This is a genomic window from Arthrobacter sp. ISL-5, assembly GCF_018613835.1.
Taxonomy (GTDB): domain Bacteria; phylum Actinomycetota; class Actinomycetes; order Actinomycetales; family Micrococcaceae; genus Arthrobacter.
Window position 1 is genome coordinate 1 of record NZ_JAGGPM010000038.1, and the last position, 18,585, is coordinate 18,585.

Annotated in this window: 18 protein-coding genes; 5 read left to right on the top strand and 13 right to left on the bottom strand. The window is 66.6% G+C overall.

Going from position 1 to position 18,585, the window contains the following annotated elements; genetic code table 11:
- Positions 1-16: 16 nt before the first annotated feature.
- The 7 genes from J7I89_RS20335 to J7I89_RS20365 are packed head-to-tail and all read right to left on the bottom strand — an operon-like array spanning position 17 to position 7,933.
- Positions 17-847 (bottom strand): CoA ester lyase, encoded by an 831-nt coding sequence (locus J7I89_RS20335; protein ID WP_214974018.1) that lies wholly within the window; start codon positions 845-847, stop codon positions 17-19.
- A 15-nt stretch (positions 848-862) separates the two neighbouring features.
- Complete coding sequence (locus J7I89_RS20340) at positions 863-1,414, bottom strand: MaoC family dehydratase (protein ID WP_251045639.1); 552 nt, start codon at positions 1,412-1,414, stop codon at positions 863-865.
- Positions 1,411-2,151 carry a CoA transferase subunit B gene (locus tag J7I89_RS20345; RefSeq protein WP_214974020.1) on the bottom strand — a complete coding sequence of 247 codons (741 nt, stop codon included), beginning with the start codon at positions 2,149-2,151 and terminating at the stop codon, positions 1,411-1,413. Before J7I89_RS20345 ends, J7I89_RS20340 begins: the two co-directional genes overlap by 4 nt.
- Before the next feature lie 2 nt (positions 2,152-2,153).
- Positions 2,154-2,945: a CoA transferase subunit A gene (locus J7I89_RS20350; protein WP_214974024.1), complete on the bottom strand. Its 792-nt coding sequence runs from the start codon at positions 2,943-2,945 to the stop codon at positions 2,154-2,156.
- Between the two features lie 20 nt (positions 2,946-2,965).
- Positions 2,966-4,129, bottom strand: a complete 1,164-nt coding sequence (locus J7I89_RS20355) for an acyl-CoA dehydrogenase family protein (protein ID WP_214974027.1) — start codon at positions 4,127-4,129, stop codon at positions 2,966-2,968.
- Between the two features lie 2 nt (positions 4,130-4,131).
- Complete coding sequence (locus J7I89_RS20360; RefSeq protein ID WP_214974029.1) at positions 4,132-6,318, bottom strand: biotin carboxylase N-terminal domain-containing protein; 2,187 nt, start codon at positions 6,316-6,318, stop codon at positions 4,132-4,134.
- Positions 6,319-6,325: 7 nt separating this feature from the next.
- Positions 6,326-7,933, bottom strand: a complete 1,608-nt coding sequence (locus J7I89_RS20365) for a carboxyl transferase domain-containing protein (RefSeq protein WP_214974039.1) — start codon at positions 7,931-7,933, stop codon at positions 6,326-6,328.
- 200 nt (positions 7,934-8,133) lie between these two features.
- On the opposite strand from J7I89_RS20365, the gene J7I89_RS20370 reads away from it, so the two are divergent.
- Positions 8,134-8,763 carry a TetR/AcrR family transcriptional regulator gene (locus tag J7I89_RS20370; protein WP_214974113.1) on the top strand — a complete coding sequence of 210 codons (630 nt, stop codon included), beginning with the start codon at positions 8,134-8,136 and terminating at the stop codon, positions 8,761-8,763.
- A 98-nt stretch (positions 8,764-8,861) separates the two neighbouring features.
- Here J7I89_RS20370 and J7I89_RS20375 read toward each other — a convergent pair whose 3' ends face one another.
- Genes J7I89_RS20375 through pdhA form a run of 3 tightly spaced genes read right to left on the bottom strand, consistent with a single transcriptional unit; the run spans position 8,862 to position 12,549 of the window.
- Complete coding sequence (locus tag J7I89_RS20375) at positions 8,862-10,292, bottom strand: dihydrolipoamide acetyltransferase family protein (RefSeq protein ID WP_214974041.1); 1,431 nt, start codon at positions 10,290-10,292, stop codon at positions 8,862-8,864.
- An 8-nt stretch (positions 10,293-10,300) separates the two neighbouring features.
- Positions 10,301-11,311, bottom strand: coding sequence for an alpha-ketoacid dehydrogenase subunit beta (locus J7I89_RS20380; protein ID WP_214974043.1), 1,011 nt, complete (start codon positions 11,309-11,311; stop codon positions 10,301-10,303).
- Complete coding sequence (gene pdhA, locus J7I89_RS20385) at positions 11,311-12,549, bottom strand: pyruvate dehydrogenase (acetyl-transferring) E1 component subunit alpha (protein ID WP_214974045.1); 1,239 nt, start codon at positions 12,547-12,549, stop codon at positions 11,311-11,313. The genes J7I89_RS20380 and pdhA overlap by 1 nt, the downstream gene beginning before the upstream one ends.
- A gap of 195 nt (positions 12,550-12,744) precedes the next feature.
- Between pdhA and J7I89_RS20390 the strand changes: the two genes are divergently transcribed.
- Entirely contained in the window at positions 12,745-13,218 is a 474-nt protein-coding gene (locus tag J7I89_RS20390) for an Lrp/AsnC family transcriptional regulator (protein ID WP_214974052.1), read from the top strand.
- 53 nt (positions 13,219-13,271) lie between these two features.
- Here J7I89_RS20390 and J7I89_RS20395 read toward each other — a convergent pair whose 3' ends face one another.
- Complete coding sequence (locus J7I89_RS20395) at positions 13,272-14,327, bottom strand: DNA polymerase IV (protein WP_214974115.1); 1,056 nt, start codon at positions 14,325-14,327, stop codon at positions 13,272-13,274.
- 243 nt (positions 14,328-14,570) lie between these two features.
- On the opposite strand from J7I89_RS20395, the gene J7I89_RS20400 reads away from it, so the two are divergent.
- The 3 genes from J7I89_RS20400 (at position 14,571) to J7I89_RS20410 (ending at position 16,379) form a co-directional block, all read left to right on the top strand.
- Positions 14,571-15,167, top strand: a complete 597-nt coding sequence (locus J7I89_RS20400) for a hypothetical protein (RefSeq protein ID WP_214974054.1) — start codon at positions 14,571-14,573, stop codon at positions 15,165-15,167.
- 110 nt (positions 15,168-15,277) lie between these two features.
- Positions 15,278-15,682 carry a DUF4383 domain-containing protein gene (locus tag J7I89_RS20405; protein WP_214974056.1) on the top strand — a complete coding sequence of 135 codons (405 nt, stop codon included), beginning with the start codon at positions 15,278-15,280 and terminating at the stop codon, positions 15,680-15,682.
- Positions 15,683-15,722: 40 nt separating this feature from the next.
- A complete protein-coding gene (locus tag J7I89_RS20410) occupies positions 15,723-16,379 on the top strand; it encodes a hypothetical protein (RefSeq protein WP_214974058.1) in 657 nt (218 codons plus the stop codon).
- A gap of 171 nt (positions 16,380-16,550) precedes the next feature.
- Here the strand turns inward: J7I89_RS20410 and J7I89_RS20415 are convergent, their stop codons facing one another.
- Positions 16,551-18,107, bottom strand: coding sequence for a cation acetate symporter (locus tag J7I89_RS20415; protein ID WP_251045644.1), 1,557 nt, complete (start codon positions 18,105-18,107; stop codon positions 16,551-16,553).
- Between the two features lie 56 nt (positions 18,108-18,163).
- Positions 18,164-18,544 (bottom strand): DUF485 domain-containing protein, encoded by a 381-nt coding sequence (locus J7I89_RS20420; protein WP_214974062.1) that lies wholly within the window; start codon positions 18,542-18,544, stop codon positions 18,164-18,166.
- Positions 18,545-18,585: the final 41 nt, after the last annotated feature.

The following is an 18,585-nucleotide window of genomic DNA, read 5'->3' on the forward strand; positions in this document are numbered from 1 at the left end:
ATCGGTGGATCAAGGCTTAGCGGGCCTTGCGGAGGGTCGCTTCGGCGTGCTTGAGGATGGGTCCGTCAATCATCTTGCCGTTGAACTGGAACACACCGGTCCCGGCGGCGCGGGCGGCCTCCAGGAGTTCCCTGGCCGCAGCCACTTCTTCCCCCGACGGCGCATAGGCGGCGCGGACCGCAGCCACCTGGCTGGGATGGATGCAGGCTTTCGAGCTGAAGCCGGACGCCGCGGCGTCCCGTGCTTCCTCGGCAAGCCCTTCAAGGTCGGGGATGTTGACGTAAACGGCGTCCACCGCCTCCTTGCCGAAGGTGCCTGCAGCCAGGAGCACCGAGGAACGGGCGTGCAGCGCCACGGCGCGGTAGCCGCCGTCGTCCTTGCGGCTCGAGGTCCCGCCGAGGGACGCGAGCAGGTCCTCGGCGCCCCACATGAGCGCCACGACGTTCGGTGCGGCGGCGATGGCCGGCGCGTTGACGATGCCGGCCGCCGTTTCGCACAGGGCGATGACGTGGAAGCCGTCCAGCGGCCGGAGCTGCTCAGCGCTTTCCGTCTTCGCGAGCATCACGGTGCGGTAGGGCGTGTGGGCCAGGCAGTGCAGGTCCTTTTCGAAGTCCTCCGTGCCCGCCGGGTTGATCCGGATGATGGTCCGGCTGGGATCGAGCTCCGGCCCCTCGCCGGAGCTGCCGAGCTGGGCAAGGATGGCGCCGCGGGCCCGTTTCTTGTCCGGGGCCGCCACCGCGTCCTCGAGGTCAATGATCACGGCGTCCGAGCGCTCGGCGGCCTTTTGGAAACGCTCGGGGCGGTCAGCAGGGCAGAAGAGCAGGGCCGGGCCCATCACGAATGTCATACAGCCATTGTCCGATTATTTTTCCGTCTGCGCCTGCATGTGCGCCTCCCGCGTCCACATCAGGCAGCTGCGCGTCGCCAGGGCCACCACGGCGCCGTCCTGGTTGCGGCCGGTGTGCTTCATGGTGACGATCCCCTGGCCGGGTCTGGACCCCGAGAGCCGCTTGCCGGTGATGACGGTCTCGGTGTACAGGGTGTCGCCGTGGTACAGCGGACCGGGGAAGGACACGTCGGTCAGCCCCAGCTGGGCGATGATGGTGCCCTGCGTCAGCTGCGGAACGGACTGCCCGACGACGGTGGCCAGCGTGAACATGGAGTTCACCAGCCGCTGGCCGAACGGCTGCCCCGCACTCCACGCCGCGTCAAGGTGCAGCCCCTGCGTGTTCATGGTCATGGTAGTGAACAGGACGTTGTCGGTTTCGGTAACCGTCCTGCCTGGACGGTGCGCATACACCACGCCCTCCTCGAGCTCGTCGAAGTACAGCCCGCGCTGTTCGATCACGCGCGGGCTGCCGGTGGCTGAGCTGGTCGAAACCCCGTCAGCATCCTGGTCAGGGGTCGCCGTCATACGGTCAGTTCCTGGTCTTCCTCGAGAAGCTCGGCGCCGGTGGCCGCGGCCACGTCCTCCACCGAGACGTTCGGCGCGAGCTCGCGCAGCACCAGCCCGTCCGGCGTCACGTCGATCACGGCGAGGTCCGTGATGATGCGGTCCACACAGGCCTTGCCTGTCAGCGGCAGCGTGCACCGGTCCACGATCTTGGGCCGGCCGTTCCGGTCCACGTGCTCCATCATCACGATCACCTTCTTGGCGCCGAAGACCAGGTCCATGGCGCCGCCCATGCCCTTGACCATCTTGCCCGGGATCATCCAGTTGGCCAGGTCCCCGTTGGCGGCGACCTCCATGGCGCCGAGCACGGCCACGTCCACATGGCCGCCCCGGATCATGCCGAAGGACAGCGACGAGTCGAAGAAGGCCGCGCCCTTGTTCACCGTGACGGTTTCCTTGCCCGCATTGATCAGGTCCGGGTCCACTTCGTCTTCGCCGGGGTAGGGGCCGACGCCCAGGATTCCGTTCTCGGAATGCAGGACCACCTCCACATTGGCGGGGATGTAGTTCGGGATCAGCGTGGGCATCCCGATGCCCAGATTGACGTACTGGCCGTTGCTGAGTTCCTGGGCCACCCGCGCCGCGAGTTCGTTGCGCGTCCATCCCTTGCCGTCCGGGTGGGACGTGGCGGCACGCCGGTACTCGTGACGGACGGCTTCGGGGCGGGGCGGCGCCCCCTGCGAGCTGTTCGACTCCATGGCTACGCTCCTGCCTGTTCGGTGGTGCCGGCTGCGGACTGTGCCGAGAGTGCCACCGTCCGCTTTTCGATGCGCTTCTCGATCTCGGGCGCGAGGACGACACGCTGGACGAAGATTCCGGGCACATGGACGTGTTCGGGATCCAGCTCCCCCGGCTCCACCAGCTCCTCGACCTCGGCGATGGTGATCCTGCCCGCCATGGCACAGAGCGGGTTGAAGTTCATTGCCGTGGCGTGGAAGACCAGGTTGCCGTGGCGGTCACCCTTCCAGGCGTGGACCAGGCCGAAGTCGGGCGTCAGGGACTCTTCGAGGACGTAGTCCACGCCGCCGAAGCTCCGCACTTCCTTGGGAGGGGAGGCGATCGCGATGCCGCCGTCGGCGTCGTACTTCTGCGGCAGGCCGCCGTCGGACACCTGGGTGCCCACGCCCGCCTTCGTGTAGAACGCCGGGATGCCGGCACCGCCGGCCCGCAGCTTCTCCGCCAGCGTGCCCTGCGGGGTAAGGACCACTTCGAGTTCGCCGGAGAGGTACTGCCGGGCGAACTCCTTGTTCTCCCCGACGTACGAGCTGACGGTGCGGCGGATCCGGCCGTCCTTCAGCAGGATGCCGAGCCCCCAGTCGTCCACGCCGCAGTTGTTGCTCACGGTTTCCAGGTCCTTGGCGCCGCGGTCGTGCAGGGCGTCAATGAGGGCCACCGGGATCCCGCACAGGCCGAACCCCCCGACGGCGAGCGACGCGCCGTCGTGAATGTCCGCGACCGCTTCAGCAGCGCTGGCAACAACCTTGTCAATCATCGTTGATCCTTTCAGGCCGGCTACAGTCCGAGTTCCCGGGCGATCAGCATCAGCTGGACCTCCGTGGTGCCCTCCCCGACTTCAAGGATCTTGGAGTCGCGGTAATGGCGTGCCACGGTGAATTCGTTGATGAAGCCATAGCCGCCGAACACCTGGGTGGCGTCCCGCGCGTTGTCCATGGCTGCCTCGCCTGCGACCATCTTAGCGATGGCCGCCTGGGTCTTGAACGGCTTGCCGGCGAGCATCCTGGCGGCCGCATCGTAGTAGGCCAGCCGGGCCGTGTGGGCGCGTGCCTGCATGCGCGCAATCTTGAAGGAGATGGCCTGGTACTTGCCGATGTTGTGGCCGAAGGCGCGCCGGTCCTTGGCGTAGCGGACCGAAAGATCCACGCAGCCCTGGGCCGCGCCGGTGGCCAGCGCCGCGATGGCGATGCGGCCTTCGTCAAGGATGGACAGGAAGTTGGCGTAGCCCCGTCCCCGTTCACCCAGGAGGTTGGCCTCGGGAACGCGGACGTCCTTCAGCGTCAGGGGGTGCGTGTCAGAGGCATTCCAGCCCACCTTGTTGTACGCCTTCTCGGCCTTGAAGCCGGGCGTGTCGGTGGGCACCAGGATGGTGGAGATTTCCTTCTTGACGCTGCCGTCCTTGCGCTCGTGCTGGCCGGTCACGGCGGTCACGGTCACCAGCCGGGTGATGTCCGTCCCGGAGTTGGTGATGAATTCCTTGTTGCCGTTGATGACCCAGTGCCCGTCTTCCAGCCTGGCGGTGGTCTTGGTGCCGCCGGCGTCCGAACCCGCCTCCGGTTCGGTCAGGCCGAAACCTGCGAGCGCCTTTCCGGACGCGAGCAGCGGCAGCCATTCCTCCTTCTGGGCCTCGGTTCCGAAGCGGTGGACGGGCATGGCGCCCAGGGAAACGCCCGCCTCCAGCGTGATGGCCACGGACTGGTCCACCCTGCCCAGCTGTTCCAGCGCGAGGGCCAGGGCGAAGTAGTCCCCGCCCATGCCGCCGGATTCTTCGGGGAACGGCAGGCCGAACAGGCCCATGTCCGCCATCTGGGAGACGACTTCGTAGGGGAAGCTGTGCTCTTCGTCGTGCTTGGCCGAGACGGGCGCGACGACCTCGTCGGCAAACTCCCGGACGGTGTTGCTGAGGTCCTGGTATTCCTCGCTGAGCTCAAAATCGGCCATAGCTAGGGTTCCTTACGTTCATTGGTTGGATCTTGGATTGGGGTTTCTGCCGTGCCGGCGGGCGGTTCGGCGTGGATCGTGGCGAGCACCTGGTCCGCCTTCACCAGGTCTCCGGTCTTCACGCTGATGTGCACCGTTCCGGCCACTTCGGCCACGAGCTGGTGCTCCATCTTCATCGCTTCCACGGCGAGCAGCACCTGACCGGCGTCCACGGTGTCGCCGTTGTGCACGGAGACTGACACGACGGTTCCAGGCATGGGTGAACGGACTTCCGGATCGGCCACGCCCTCTTCCCGCTCAATGGCGGCCAGTACGCGAGCGAGGCGGGTTTCCCGGGTGAGGACGTCGAGCCCGCAGGACCAGCCGCCGTTCCCCACGTAAACCTGCTGCGGGCGCCCTTCCCGGGGGTAGTGCTCCCAGTAGGAGCCCAGCGCGAAGGTGTGTTCCTGCCCGTCGACTTCAACTTCGATGGACTCGCTGGCCAGTCCCAGGACCAGGACCTTGTGGTCCGGTCCGTCGTTGACGCGGACCAGCGCGTGGCCGAGGTCCAGGTCGCTCAACCACGTGACGGCCACGGTGGCCATGGCCCCGCCGGGAAGGCCGAAGCTCATCCGCCAGGGAGCGGGAGTGCCCAGCCGCCAGCCGCGGCCGGTGTTCCAGGGCGACGCGACTCCGGCAGGCGGCTCGTCATTTACCCAGAACGGGAGGGCGGCCGCGATGAGCTCGGTGTCGCCGACGCTCCGGAACGTGAGTTCCGGCATCTTGCGGTCAATCAGGGTGGTGTCGAGGCGGCCGGCGCGGACGTCGTCGTCGTTGATCAGGAGCCGCAGGTATTCCACGTTGGTTCCCACCCCCAGCACGGTGTACCGCTCCAGCGCCGTGTCCAGCGTGTCGAGCGCCGCTTTGCGGTCCGGGCCCCAGGCGATGACCTTGGAGAGCATGGGATCGTAGTCGCTGGAAATTTCCAGGCCGGGCTGCAGCGAGGAGTCGATGCGGATGTGCGGGTCCGCGGCGGCAGGGGCGAAGAAATCCAGGTCAGCCAGGGCCGTGAAGGTGGTGCCCCGTTCGTCGAGCAGGACCACCTCGCCGGAGGACGGCAGGAAGTTCCGCTCCGGGACCTCCGCGTAGACGCGCGCCTCCGCGGCGTGCCCGTTAAGCACGACGTCATCCTGCGCCACGGTGAGCACCTCGCCGGCAGCGATGCGCACCTGCCACTCCACGAGGTCCACCCCTGTGACCATTTCAGTGACCGGATGCTCCACCTGCAGGCGCGTGTTCATCTCCATGAAGAAGAATTCGTCCGGGGCGTTGTCCGAGACGAGGAACTCCACGGTGCCGGCGCCCGTGTAGTGGACGCTGCGGGCGGCCTGGCATGCCGCCTCGCCGATCCGCGCCCGGGTGGCTCCGCCGTCGGCCAGTGATTCCAGGAGCGGCGACGGCGCTTCCTCGATCACCTTCTGGTGCCTGCGCTGCAGGGAGCACTCGCGCTCCCCCAGGTGGATGACGTTTCCGTGCGTATCGGCGAGCACCTGCACTTCGATGTGCCGCGGGGCCATTACCAGGCGTTCCAGGAAGAGGGTGTCGTCGCCGAAGGCGCTGGCCGCGACGCGCCGGGCGGTGGCCAGCGTTGCGGGCAGGTCCTCGGGGCGTTCGACGATGTGCATGCCTTTGCCGCCGCCGCCGGCGGAGGGCTTGATCAGCAGCGGGAAGCCGACGCCGGCAGCTGCCTCGATCAGCTCCTCGTCCGTCAGCCCCGGTTCGGCGATGCCGGGGACCACCGGAACTCCGTATCCGGCCACGTGGTTCTTGGAGCGGATCTTGTCCCCCATGACCTCCAGGGATTCGACGCCGGGGCCGATGAAGGCGATGCCGGCGGCCTCCAGCGCACGGGCGAATTCGACATTCTCGCTCAGGAAACCGTAGCCGGGATGCACCGCCTGGGCGCCGGTGTCCTTGCAGGCCCTGATGATCGCCTCGATCTTCAGGTAGCTTTCGGCCGCGGAGGCGGGACCGATCCGCACCGCGACGTCCGCTTCCCGCACGTGGCGGGCGTCGGCGTCGGCGTCGCTGTAAACAGCGACCGAACGGATGCCCATGGCGTGCAGCGTCCTGATCACCCGGCAGGCGATCTCGCCGCGGTTGGCCACGAGGACGGTGCGGAACAGACTGGAAACGGCTGGATTTGTCATTGCCGGCTCACATTCGGAAGAGGCCGAAGGAGGTCTCCGGCAGCGGGGTGCGGGAGACGACGTCGAGCGCCAGCCCCAGGACGGTGCGGGTGTCCGCGGGGTCGATGACGCCGTCGTCCCAGATGCGCGCGGTGGAATAGTAGGGGCTTCCCTGGTCCTCGTACTGCTGCTTGATGGGAGCCTTGAAGGCCTCCTCGTCTTCGGCGGACCATTCCTGCCCGGCGGCCTCGTACTGGTCGCGCTTCACCGTGGCCAGCACGCTCGAGGCCTGGTTGCCGCCCATGACGGAGATGCGGCTCGCGGGCCACGTCCACAGGAACCGCGGCGAATAGGCACGGCCGCACATCGAGTAGTTGCCGGCGCCGAAGGATCCGCCGATCACCACCGTCAGCTTGGGCACGCGGGCGGTGGCGACGGCGGTCACCATCTTGGCGCCGTTCTTGGCGATGCCGCCCTGTTCGTAGTCCTTGCCCACCATGAAGCCGGAGAGGTTCTGCAGGAAGATCAGCGGGATGCCACGCTGGTCGCAGAGCTCGATGAAGTGGGCGCCCTTGAGCGAGGACTCGCTGAACAGCACGCCGTTGTTGGCCACGATGCCCACGGGATGCCCGTGCAGCTTCGCAAAACCGGTCACCAGGGTGGTGCCGTAATTCTTCTTGAATTCGTGGAAGCGGCTGCCGTCCACAAGGCGGGCGATGACTTCGCGGACATCGTACTGCGCGTTGACGTCCGTGGGGACGGCACCGTAGAGGTCGGCGGGATCAACTACAGGCTCGACGGCGGTGTCCACGTCCCAGGCGGGGGCGGCGCGCCGGGGCAGGGTGGAGACGATGTCCCGGACGATCTGCAGGGCGTGTTCGTCGTTTTCCGCCAGGTGGTCCGTGACGCCGGAGATCCTGGAATGGACGTCGCCGCCGCCGAGCTCCTCGGCCGTGACGATCTCGCCGATGGCGGCTTTCACCAGCGGCGGCCCGCCCAGGAAGATCGTTCCCTGGTTGCGGACTATGACCGTTTCGTCGCTCATCGCCGGAACGTAGGCGCCGCCGGCGGTGCAGGAGCCCATCACGGAGGCGATCTGGGGAATCTTGGCCGCGGACATTTTGGCCTGGTTGTAGAAGATCCGGCCGAAGTGCTCCTTGTCCGGGAAGACCTCATCCTGCTTCGGGAGGAAGGCTCCGCCGGAATCCACGAGGTAGATGCACGGCAGCCGGTTTTCCAGCGCGATCTCCTGGGCCCGCAGGTGCTTCTTCACGGTCATGGGATAGTAGGTGCCGCCCTTGACCGTGGCGTCGTTGGAGATGACCAGGACCTGGCGCCCGTGGACCAGCCCGATGCCCGCGATCACGCCGGCGCCCGGCGAGTCATCGTTGTACATGCCGTTGGCTGCCAGCGGGGCAATCTCGAGGAAGGGGCTGCCGTCATCGAGGAGCTGGTTGATCCGCTCCCTGGGAAGGAGCTTGCCCCGTGCCACATGGCGCTCGCGGGACTTTTCCGGCCCGCCCAGGGCCGCCGTGGCGAGCCGCTTCCGCAGTTCGCTGGCGAGCGCCTCCTGAGCGAGGCTGTTGGCCGCAAAGGCCTCGCTGGTGGCGTCCAGCTTGCTGGCGAGTGTCTCCATTGACCGCTTCCATTTCCTTGGCCCGCCCGATTCCTGCCGGGCCCGGCCACTTTCGGTTAGTGCCGTGTAACTGAGATTTAGGTTAGTCTCTATTAACTGTGATGTCCAACACACGGATGAGTTGCTAGAGTTTGCAGTTTCGAGGAGGAAATGTGCAGATCACGGAGCATGGCCAGCCTGCCGAAAGCAGCGAGGCCGCCCTGGCCGCCCCGCCGGACCAGGGAGCCGCGCCCAACCGTGCGACGCAGCGCAGCCGGGCCAAGGAGACCCGCAGGCAGGCCCTGCTGTCCGCGGCCGCCGCCCTCTTCGCCGCGAACGGTTTCAACCGTGTCTCCCTTGAGGACCTTGGTGCCGCCGCGGGGGTGAGTGGCCCCGCCGTCTACCGCCACTTCCCGGGGAAGCAGGCCGTGCTGGGCGCCCTGCTCCTGACTGTCAGCCAGGACCTGCTCGACGGCGGCCGGCGGGTTGTTGCCGACGCCGCCGACCCCCTAGCGGCGCTCGGCCGGCTGGTTCAGTTCCACGTGGACTTTGCGCTCAGCAATCCGGACGTGATCCGGGTCCAGGACAGGGACTTCAGCAACCTCACGGACGACGACCAGGCCCACGTCCGGGCGCTGCAGCGCAGCTATGTGGAGCTCTGGGTGGACGTTCTGGCGGGGATTCACGACGCAACGGACACGGCCGACCTGCGGATGCGCGCCCATGCAACCTTCGGACTGATCAACTCCACGCCGCACTCGGTCCGCAACCACGGCCGGAGAATGGCCATCAAGTCGGCCAGGCCGCTGCTGGAGAACATGGCGATGGCAGCCCTGACGGCGCCCGGCTAAACCGCACGGCGCCCGGCTAAGCCGCGCGAACGGCCCTGGCCCTCAAAACCGTCGCTGGACAACAACGGTCATGAGGGCCAGGGCCGGTTTTTAGTGCTTTAGACCATCGCGAGCGCCATGCCGGGGTCGGCCAGCAGGGCGCCGAGGTCCGCCAGGAACCGGGACCCCTGCTCGCCGTCCACCAGCCGGTGATCGAAGGACAGGCTCAGGGTCATGACCTGCCGCAGTGCAATCTGGTCCTGGTACTCCCACGGCATCTTCCGCACCGCGCCCATGGCCAGGATGGCGGCCTCGCCCGGATTGAGGATGGGCGTGCCGGCGTCGATCCCGAAGACACCGATGTTGGTGATGGAGATGGTGCCGCCGGAGAGCTCCGCCGGGCTGGTCTTACCGGCCCTGGCCGTCTCGGTCAGCCCCGACAGCGCCGTGGACAGCTCCGCCAGCGTCATCCGGTCCGCGTCCTTGATGTTGGGAACTGTCAGGCCACGCGGGGTGGCCGCCGCAATCCCCAGGTTCACGTAGTTGAACTGCACGATCTCCTGGTTGGCTTCATCCCACCTGGAGTTGAGGGTGGGATTGCGTCGCAGGGCGATCAGCGCAGCCTTGGCCACGAGGGTCAGCGGCGTCAGCTTCAGCCCGGCAAAAGCCTTGCTCGCCTTCAGCCTGGCCAGGAGCTCCATCGCCGGCGTGACATCCACGGTCAGGAACTCCGTGACGTGCGGCGCCGTGAACGCGCTGGAGACCATGGCCGCCGCCGTGAACTTGCGTACCCCCTTGATGGGCGTGCGCACTTCGCGTTCACCCGGCTGTGCTGACGGAACGCGTTCCTGCGTCGGGACTGCCTCGCCCGCCAGCTCCTGGGCCGCAGCCGGAAGGTCGCCGCCGCCCACGAAGTTCCGCACATCATCGCGGGTAATCAGCCCGCCGGGGCCGCTGCCGGTGACCTGCTCCAGGTCCACGCCGAGGTCCTTGGCCAGCTTCCGCACGGGCGGTGTGGAGCGGGGGCGCTCGCCGGTTACGGTTTCCGCGGGTTTGGGTTCGACAGGCCTGGTTTCGACAGGCTCAACCACCGGAACGGCCGTTTCGACAGGCTTGGTTTCGAAAGGCTTGGTTTCGACAGGCTTGGTTTCGACAGGCTCAGCCACCGGCGGCGCGGCGGCAAAGTTCCGCGGACGGCGGGCAGGGCGGCCGGTTGCTTCGACGACGGCGCCATACCCCACAAGGTTTGGTTCCCGCTTGGCGGCGGGCGCCTCAGCCGCACCGCCGGCGGCGACCTGCGCGCCGGCGTCGCCCTCCACTTCGAAGGAGACGATCGGCTTGCCCACCTCCACCACGGTGCCCGGCTGCTCGTGCAGCGCAGTGACCACGCCGGCAAACGGGGAGGGCAGCTCCACGACGGCCTTCGCCGTTTCCACTTCGGCGATGATCTGGTTGAGGCTCACGGTGTCGCCAACGTTCACCTTCCAGCTGACGATTTCGGATTCGGTCAGGCCTTCGCCGAGATCGGGCAGCCGGAATTCCTTGATCATGGTGGCGGTCATCCTTCCAGCCCGCTCAGCGAGTTCGGCCGGCCGAGCGCACGGTCAACGCCGTCGAGGATCCTGTCCAGGCTCGGAAGGTGGTGCATCTCCAGCTTGGAATACGGGTACGGCACATCGAATCCGGTGACACGCACGGGAGCAGCCTCCAGGTAGTAGAAGCAGCGCTCGGTGATACTGGCGGCGACTTCGGCGCCCACGCCTCCTGACTGCCCCGCCTCGTGGGTGATGACAAGCCTGCCCGTCTTGCGGACCGAGGCCTCCACCGCCGCGTAGTCCACCGGCGCGAGGGAGCGAAGATCAATCACTTCGATGGAAACTCCCTCATCCGCTGCGGCAATGGCGGCGTCCCGGGCGGTCTTGACCAACGGACCGTATGCCACCAGCGTGACATCCCGCCCCTCGGTGATGACGCGGGCCTTTTCCAGGGGCAGCGCGCTGCCCAGGTCCAGGGTCTCATCGACGTCGCCTTTGTCGTGGTAGCGGCGTTTGGGTTCGAAGTACAGCACAGGATCATCGCAGGAGATGGCCTGCTGGATCATGGTGTACGCGTCCTGCGGACTGGACGGGCTGACCACCCGCAGGCCGGACGTGTGCGTGAAGTAGGCCTCGGGAGACTCGGAGTGGTGCTCGGGCGAACCGATTCCGCCGCCGAACGGGACGCGGATGGTGATCGGCATTTTGACGTGGCCCTGGGTGCGGTAGTGAAGCTTGGCCACCTGGCACACGATCTGGTCGAAGGCAGGGTAGATGAAGCCGTCGAACTGGATTTCCACCACGGGACGGTAGCCGCGGTAGGCAAGCCCTACCGCCGTGCCCATGATTCCGGACTCGGCAAGGGGCGTGTCCACCACGCGGTGCATGCCGAAGTCCTTTTGCAGGCCGTCGGTCACCCTGAAAACACCGCCCAGGGTTCCGATGTCCTCTCCCATGAGGATTACCTTGGGATCGTGTTCGAGAGACTTGCGGAGGCCGGAATTTATTGCCCGGGCAAAGGTCATCTGCGTCATCAGCGTGCACCTTCTTCTGAGTCGGCTCCTGCGGGATCGCCGAAGGATGCCACGTAACGGGAGTATCCACCTTCTTCCGAGTCGGCTCCTGCGTGATCGCCGAAGGATGCCAGGTAACGGGAGTAGTGGTCCTGCTGGCGGTCCAGCCAGGAGTTCGGCGTGCTGTACACGTGCTTGAAGATGTCAAGTGGCTCCGGCTCCGGCATGCCGATGCAGCCGGCACGCATCTCGCGGGCCACGGCGTCGGCCTTGCGCTGCACTGCGGCTTCAAACTCCTCGGTCATCAGGCCCTTGCGCTCCAGCAGGGCTTTGACCCGACGGATCGGATCCTTGGCGGCCCAGTCTTCGAGTTCGTTGGCGTCCCGGTACCGGGTGGGATCATCCGCCGTCGTGTGCGGTCCCATGCGGTAAGTGACGGCCTCAATGAAAGTGGGGCCGCCGCCGCGCCGGGCGCGGTCGAGGGCGACCCGGGTGGCGGCCATCACGGCCAGGACGTCATTGCCGTCCACGCGCATGCTGGGGATGCCAAAGCCCGCGGGCCGGTCGGCGATTTGGATATGGGACTGGAGCCGCACAGGCTCGGAGATGGCCCAGTGGTTGTTCTGGCAGAAGAACACCACGGGAGCCTGGAAGCTGGCCGCAAACACCATGGCCTCGTTGACATCGCCTTCACTTGTTGCGCCGTCGCCGAAGTACGCAACGGCCACCGAATCCGCGCCGTCATTCTGGATGCCCATGGCATAGCCGGTGGCGTGGAGGGTCTGTGACCCGATGATGATCTGGGGCACGGCCAAGTTAACCGTGTACGGGTCCCACCCGCTGGACGCGTTGCCCCGCCAGACGCGCACGATGTCCGTGAGGTCTACGCCGCGGCAATAGGCAACGCCGTTGTCCCGGTAGCTGGAAAAAACGAAGTCGTCCTCACGCAGCGTCCGTGCCGAGCCAATCTGCGACGCTTCCTGACCCAGCAGGGGTGGCCAGAGTGCCAACTCGCCCTGGCGCTGGAGCGCCGTGGCTTCGGTGTCAATCCGGCGGATGACCACCATGTCCTCATAGAGCGAGCCGAGCTGTTCGTCCGAGATGTCCCGGACCCAGGGGTCGTACTCCGGATGGCTGACGCGCTCCCCCTGGGGCGTAATCAGCTGGACCAGGTTCTGGCTGGCCCCTCCTCGATGTCCTGCATTGTTGCCCGGGCCGCTGGCGGGTGTACCGCCCTGGCCCACTTCGTCTGTCAACACCGTTGCGCAACCTTCTGACGTCGTGTGACCGTCCCGTGCAAGGACTCGTGATCCCGCCCCGTTACGGCCCGCGGGGCACCGTTGCCCCGGATAATTGTGACCATACTCACAATGCTCAAGGGGTACAACCACCGCCGTGGAAACTGAGCACAATGCACCATTCCGCACGTCTTGACCGTGCTAGCCTTGCGCATTATGCAAGCTTTGGATGGCACTGACACACGGCTGCTTTCAGCCTTGGCCCGCGATCCGCGCAGGACGGTGGTGGCACTGGCGCAGAAGCTGGGACTGTCCCGGAACACAGTCCAGGCGCGGATGGCCCAACTCGAGAAGAAACACGTCTTCCTCTCATTCGAACGCCGCATCAACCCGGTGTCGCTGGGCTACCCCCTGATGGCCTTCATCTCTGTGCACGTCCAGCAGCAGAAACTGGGCACGCTCGCCGAAGAGCTGGCGAGCGTGCCCGAGATCCTGGAGGGCTATGGCCTGACAGGCTCGGCGGACCTTCTCCTCCGCGTGGTGGCGCTGGACGCCGAAGACCTCTTCCGGATCAACGGAAAGATCCTCGCGTGCGACGGCGTGGACAGGACGGATACCGCCTTGGCCATGGGCGAACTGATTCCGTTCCGGATCCAGCCCCTCCTGGACCGTGGTTCCGCGGCCGAATGACGGGCGGCGCGCGAAGCGATTCATCCGCGCTGGTAAGGAAGGCAGCGGCGCCGTCACCAACCGCCGCGCGTAGGCGTATGCCCCTTTCGGGCATCGTCGGGCATCGCCATTTCGGCCCGCAGGCCCAGGAGCCGGATCGGACGGCCCGCTTCGATTGCGGCTGCGAGGTCCAAGGCCCGCGCGAGGATTTCGTTCCGGTCGAATGTCTCGGGAATCTTCCTCGCGTGGGTCTTGGTGAAGAACGGCGCGTACCGAACCTTGAGGGTCAGCCCAACCACGGGCCGCCCTTCGGCCACAACATCCTCAAGGACACGCGCTGTCAGCTCCCTCACGGCGTCGTCCACCTGGGCGGGCTCGGTCAGGTCCCGCTGGAAGGTGGTCTCCCGGCTATGCCCGCGGGCAACCCACGGGGTGTCGTCCACAACGCTGGCGCCGTCCCCGCGTCCGAGCTCCGCGTACCAAGGACCCATCCTGGGGCCGAACTCCGGGACCAGGTCCTGGGGGTCGGACGCGGCGAGCTCGGCGACTGTGTTGATGCCGAGTTTGGCCAGCCGGCCCGACACTTTGGTTCCGACGCCCCACAGATCCTTGGTGGGCCGGCTGCCCATGACGTCGAGCCAGTTCCCGGCAGTGAGACGGAAGACGCCGGCCGGCTTGCCGAAACCGGTGGCGACCTTGGCTCGGACCAAGGTGTCGCCGATGCCCACGCTGCAATGCAGCTGCGTTCGCTCCAGGACGGCGGCCTGCACCTGCCGGGCGTAGGCTTCCGGATTATCTGTCTCAGTGCCGACAAAGGCTTCATCCCAACCCAGCACCTGCACGGTGGCGCCGGGCTGCGCGCGCAGGGTAGCCATCACAGTTTCAGACGCCGCGAGGTAAGCCTCATGATCGACAGGCAGGATCACAGCGTCGGGCACTTTCCGGGCCGCAATGCGTAAGGGCATTCCGGAACCCACGCCGAACGCCCTGGCTTCGTATGATGCGGTCGACACCACAGCTCGCTCCGTGGGGTCACCCCGACCGCCGACAATGATCGGCTTGCCCGCAAGCTCCGGCCGCCGGAGCACTTCGACCGCCGCGATGAACTGGTCGAGATCGACGTGCAGCACCCACCGGATTCCGCTCACGCCACCAGTCTGCCTTAAACATCCCTGGCAAGCATCGGCTCTCAGTGAAGCCATGCTGCTAGGGTCGGAAAAACGGGCCGTTGCGTCATTCGTTAGAAACCGCCCTGTCGGATGGCGCCCGCGCTATAGGATATTGCCACGTGAAATGACTCGTGAAATACCGGGCGCCAACAGCGACACCAGTACTCAGGCGCGCCACTGTGGCGGTTGCCGGAAAGGCTCTACTTGAGCACCCCTCAGGATCCGCATCAGCCCGGTCAGCCGCAGCCCGGTCAGCCCTCGGGCGAGTCCCCTTCCGGGACTCCGTACGGCCGGCAGCCATACGGCCAGCAGTCCCGCAGCCGCCAGCCGCTCCCTCCCGCCCCTTTCGGGCTGCCGGGCCAGCCTCCGGCCCGGAGCCGCAAGGGCATGTGGATCGTCGTGGGGATCGTTGGAGGCGTCCTGCTGCTAGTGGTGGTCGGAGTGCTGCTGATTCTGAACCTCGTGGGCGGAGCTACGCGGAAGGCCTCTGACCTTGCGGACGACTTCACCAGGCTGGTCATCGCCGGGGAGACGGACAAGGCCTACGACGACTTCATGGACCCGGCGCTCAAGGAGCAGCTGACAAAGGACGATTTCGCTTCCGGCGTCGAGAGCCTCAAGCTGGACCCGTCCTGCACCACGGCGTACGACGACCTCAAAGTCAGCACCGAAAATGAAACCAACATCGCTGACGTGGCCGGGCTGATCAAATGCGAGGGCAAGGACATTGAACTCGTCTACCGCTTCGCCGGCAAGGATGAGCTGAAGATGGTCAGCATCCGGCTCAAGCCGAAGGACTGAACACCGACCCATCCACGGGCCGCGGCGGTCCGAATTGCTTCCGAGAGCCCCGCCCGGGGCTCCGCAGTCCGGCCGGGCAGGAGCCCGGCCCAACCGGAAGGATTCGGGCCATGCGCAACTCACCGAACCGCCTTATCGCCACCGTCTTCGGAGCGGTCTATCTGCTTGTGGGACTCGTCGGATTCGCCGTGACAGCGGGAATCGGCTTCTTCTCCACCGAAGGCGCGAACCTGATCATCTTCGAAGTCAACCCGCTGCACAACGTGATTCACCTCGCCATCGGCGCCGCCCTGCTCTACGCGGGCCTGAAGAACGTCCAGCTGGCCCGCACCGTCAATGCCGGCGTGGGTGCCGTGTACCTCCTGGTGGGCATCCTCGGCCTGTTCCTGCTCAGCTCGCCGCTGAACATCATTGCCCTCAACGGGGCGGACAACGTGCTGCACCTGGCCAGCGCCGTTCTGCTGCTGGGCGTCGGCCTGTCCATGGACAAGTCCCCCGCGACCGCCCACGCCTAGTGCTGCGGAGTCAGCGGCCACGCAACGGCAGGGAGCGGCCATGAAAAGCCAGGCACCGGCGGCGGAAGCTCCGCCGCCGGAGGCGACCGGGACGACAGCCGTGCGCCTGTTCGCAGGATTCGCGGGTTTCGGCGCCGCTTCCGTCAATCTCGCCGTTTCCTCCAGCCTGTTCGCCGCGGCAGGTACCGGCCACCCGCGGCTGACGCCCCTTGCCCTCGCTGCCGCCTTGTGGGGAGCAACCCTGCTCGCCTGGACAGTGGCGGCGCTGCGGAACGGCAACTTTCCGATGCCCCGCACGTCGGCCACCGCACTCCCGGCGGCCGCAGCCGTCCACGTGCTGGACATCGTCACCGGCGCACGAGGCGACTCGCCCGGCCTCGGCCTCAGCCACCTCGCTGCCCTGCTGCTGACCCTCATGATCATCGCCGCCAAAGCCTGGCTTGGCCGGCAGCCCAGCAGTGATAACGACGGCGGCAGTGCTGGCGGTGGCACGGCTGGCGGCGGCGGTGGCAGTGACGACGGCGGCCGTCCCGCCCCCGGCGGAACAGGTGCGGCACGGCTCCTCGCCGCCGCCTTCGCCGGCGCGCTGGCCGTCGCGGCCATCACGACGCCGGGACTCGCGGCATCCACGGCCGGACAGTTCGCCGTCCCGCACGGCAGCCATTCCGGCGGCGCGGCCGGACACCACGGTCCCTGACAACGGGTCGCCGTCAAAGGGCATCTGACAAGGGCACCTGACTCGGGCATCTGGCATCAGGATCAGAACAGTAGCAGCCGGGCACACAGAAGCCCCCGCGTCGCGGGGGCTTCTGCCGTGCCGCCGGGTCAGCGGCCCGGAGCGCAAGTCACAGACAGCGTATGTCCAGCGTCAGTGGTCAACGGCCTTCTCGGCACCGACGCCGGTCAGGGAGCGGACCTCCATCTCGGCCTGCTTGCTGCGGTCCTCGAGGTTCTTGTCCAGGACCGTGCCCAGCCAGCCCAGGAGGAAGGCCAGCGGGATGGACACGATGCCCGGGTTGCTGAGCGGGAAGATCGCGAAGCTCGCTCCCGGAATCATCGAGGTCTTGGCCCCCGACACCACCGGCGACAGCACAATCAGGATGATCGCCGATGCCAGCCCGCCGTACATGCTCCACACTGCGCCCTGGGTGGTGAACCTACGCCAGAACAGCGAGTAGATGATGGTGGGCAGGTTGGCGGAGGCGGCAACGGCGAACGCGAGCGCCACCAGGAAGGCGACGTTCTGCCCGTTGGCGAAGATGCCGCCCAGGATGGCCATGACTCCGATGACCACCACGGTGCGGCGGGCCACCTTGACTTCAGTGTCGGCGTCGGCCTTTCCCTTGGCGATGACGCTGGCGTAAATGTCATGCGCGAAGGACGCCGCGGCGGTGATGGTAAGTCCGGCCACCACGGCGAGGATCGTGGCGAAGGCCACCGCCGAGATGAAGCCCAGGAGCAGCGGTCCGCCCAGGTAGAAGGCCAGCAGCGGGGCGGCCGAGTTGACGCCGCCGGGAGCAGCCTTGATGGTGTCCGCACCGACGAGGGCAGCGGCGCCGTAGCCGAGGACCAGGGTGAACAGGTAGAACAGTCCGATCAGCCAGATGGACCACACCACCGACTTCCGGGCTTCCTTGGCGGTGGGCACCGTGTAGAAGCGCATCAGCACGTGCGGCAGGGCGGCCGTGCCGAGGACCAGGGCGAGGCCGAGGGACATGAAGTCCAGCTTGGACGTTTCCGTCTTGCCGTACTGCAGGCCCGGGTTCAGGACGTTCGGGTTGTTGGACGTCTCAACGGCCGCGCCCAGCAGGCTGGACAGGTTGAAGCCGTAGATGGCCAGGACCCAGAGCGTCATCACTGCAGCCCCGGCTATGAGCAGGATGGCCTTGATGATCTGTACCCAGGTGGTGCCCTTCATGCCGCCGATCAGGACGTACATGATCATGAGCGCGCCCACGACCATGATCACGAGGGCCTGGCCGCCCCAGTCGCTGATGCCCAGCAGAAGCGAGATCAGGCTGCCCGCACCGGCCATCTGGGCCAGCAGGTAGAAGAAGCAGACGGCAAGCGTGGAGATGGCGGCGGCGATGCGGACCGGACGCTGCTTGAGGCGGAAAGAAAGGACATCGGCCATGGTGAACTTGCCGGTGTTGCGCAGCAGTTCGGCCACGAGCAGGAGCGCCACGAGCCAGGCGACGAGGAACCCGATGGAGTACATGAAGCCGTCGTAGCCGTTGATGGCGATGGCACCAGTGATCCCCAGGAAGGATGCCGCGGACAGGTAGTCGCCGGCGATGGCGGTGCCGTTCTGGGACCCGGTGAAGGAGCGGCCGGCCGCGTAGTAGTCGGCCGCGGTCTTGTTGTTCCGGCTCGCCCGCAGGACGATCACCATGGTGACAGCGACGAACAGGGCGAAGATACCCATATTCAGGAGCGTCGTGTCCTTGAGCGCGGCGACGTCGACCGCTGTAGGAATGCTGATCACTTGGATCCTCCACCCACGCGCTTGCCCGCTTTGTCGAATTCGTGGCCCTCAATGCCGTGGCGGATCTCCGCAGCGATGGGATCCAGCTTCCTGTTGCAGTAGCTGACGTACCAGCCCGTAATGGCAAAAGTGGTGACGAACTGGAACAGGCCCATAATCAGCCCCACGTTGATGTTGCCCCACACCTTGGTGGACATGAAGTCGACCGCATAGTCAGCCAGCAGGACGTAGGCGAAGTACCACAGCAGGAATGCCACGGCCATGGGGAAAACAAAGCCGCGGTGGCGCTTGCGCAGTTTCTGGAACTGTTCGGTGGCTTGGACTTCCTCGAAGTCCGCGGACGCCGCGACGTCCGGAGTTGGGGTACTGTTACCCATCGTTCCTCCTCATTGAGACTGACTCCCACACGGGCTCGCAC

Coding starts and splice junctions, on each gene's coding strand:
- J7I89_RS20405 (WP_214974056.1), top strand. CDS start 15,278: ATGCGCAACTCACCGAACCGCCTTATCGCCACCGTCTTCGGAGCGGTC.
- J7I89_RS20335 (WP_214974018.1), bottom strand. CDS start 847: ATGACATTCGTGATGGGCCCGGCCCTGCTCTTCTGCCCTGCTGACCGC.
- J7I89_RS20350 (WP_214974024.1), bottom strand. CDS start 2,945: ATGATTGACAAGGTTGTTGCCAGCGCTGCTGAAGCGGTCGCGGACATT.
- J7I89_RS20355 (WP_214974027.1), bottom strand. CDS start 4,129: ATGGCCGATTTTGAGCTCAGCGAGGAATACCAGGACCTCAGCAACACC.
- J7I89_RS20360 (WP_214974029.1), bottom strand. CDS start 6,318: ATGACAAATCCAGCCGTTTCCAGTCTGTTCCGCACCGTCCTCGTGGCC.
- J7I89_RS20390 (WP_214974052.1), top strand. CDS start 12,745: ATGCAAGCTTTGGATGGCACTGACACACGGCTGCTTTCAGCCTTGGCC.
- J7I89_RS20365 (WP_214974039.1), bottom strand. CDS start 7,933: ATGGAGACACTCGCCAGCAAGCTGGACGCCACCAGCGAGGCCTTTGCG.
- J7I89_RS20410 (WP_214974058.1), top strand. CDS start 15,723: ATGAAAAGCCAGGCACCGGCGGCGGAAGCTCCGCCGCCGGAGGCGACC.
- J7I89_RS20375 (WP_214974041.1), bottom strand. CDS start 10,292: ATGATCAAGGAATTCCGGCTGCCCGATCTCGGCGAAGGCCTGACCGAA.
- J7I89_RS20380 (WP_214974043.1), bottom strand. CDS start 11,311: ATGACGCAGATGACCTTTGCCCGGGCAATAAATTCCGGCCTCCGCAAG.
- J7I89_RS20420 (WP_214974062.1), bottom strand. CDS start 18,544: ATGGGTAACAGTACCCCAACTCCGGACGTCGCGGCGTCCGCGGACTTC.
- J7I89_RS20415 (WP_251045644.1), bottom strand. CDS start 18,107: ATGGGTATCTTCGCCCTGTTCGTCGCTGTCACCATGGTGATCGTCCTG.
- J7I89_RS20340 (WP_251045639.1), bottom strand. CDS start 1,414: ATGACGGCGACCCCTGACCAGGATGCTGACGGGGTTTCGACCAGCTCA.
- J7I89_RS20345 (WP_214974020.1), bottom strand. CDS start 2,151: ATGGAGTCGAACAGCTCGCAGGGGGCGCCGCCCCGCCCCGAAGCCGTC.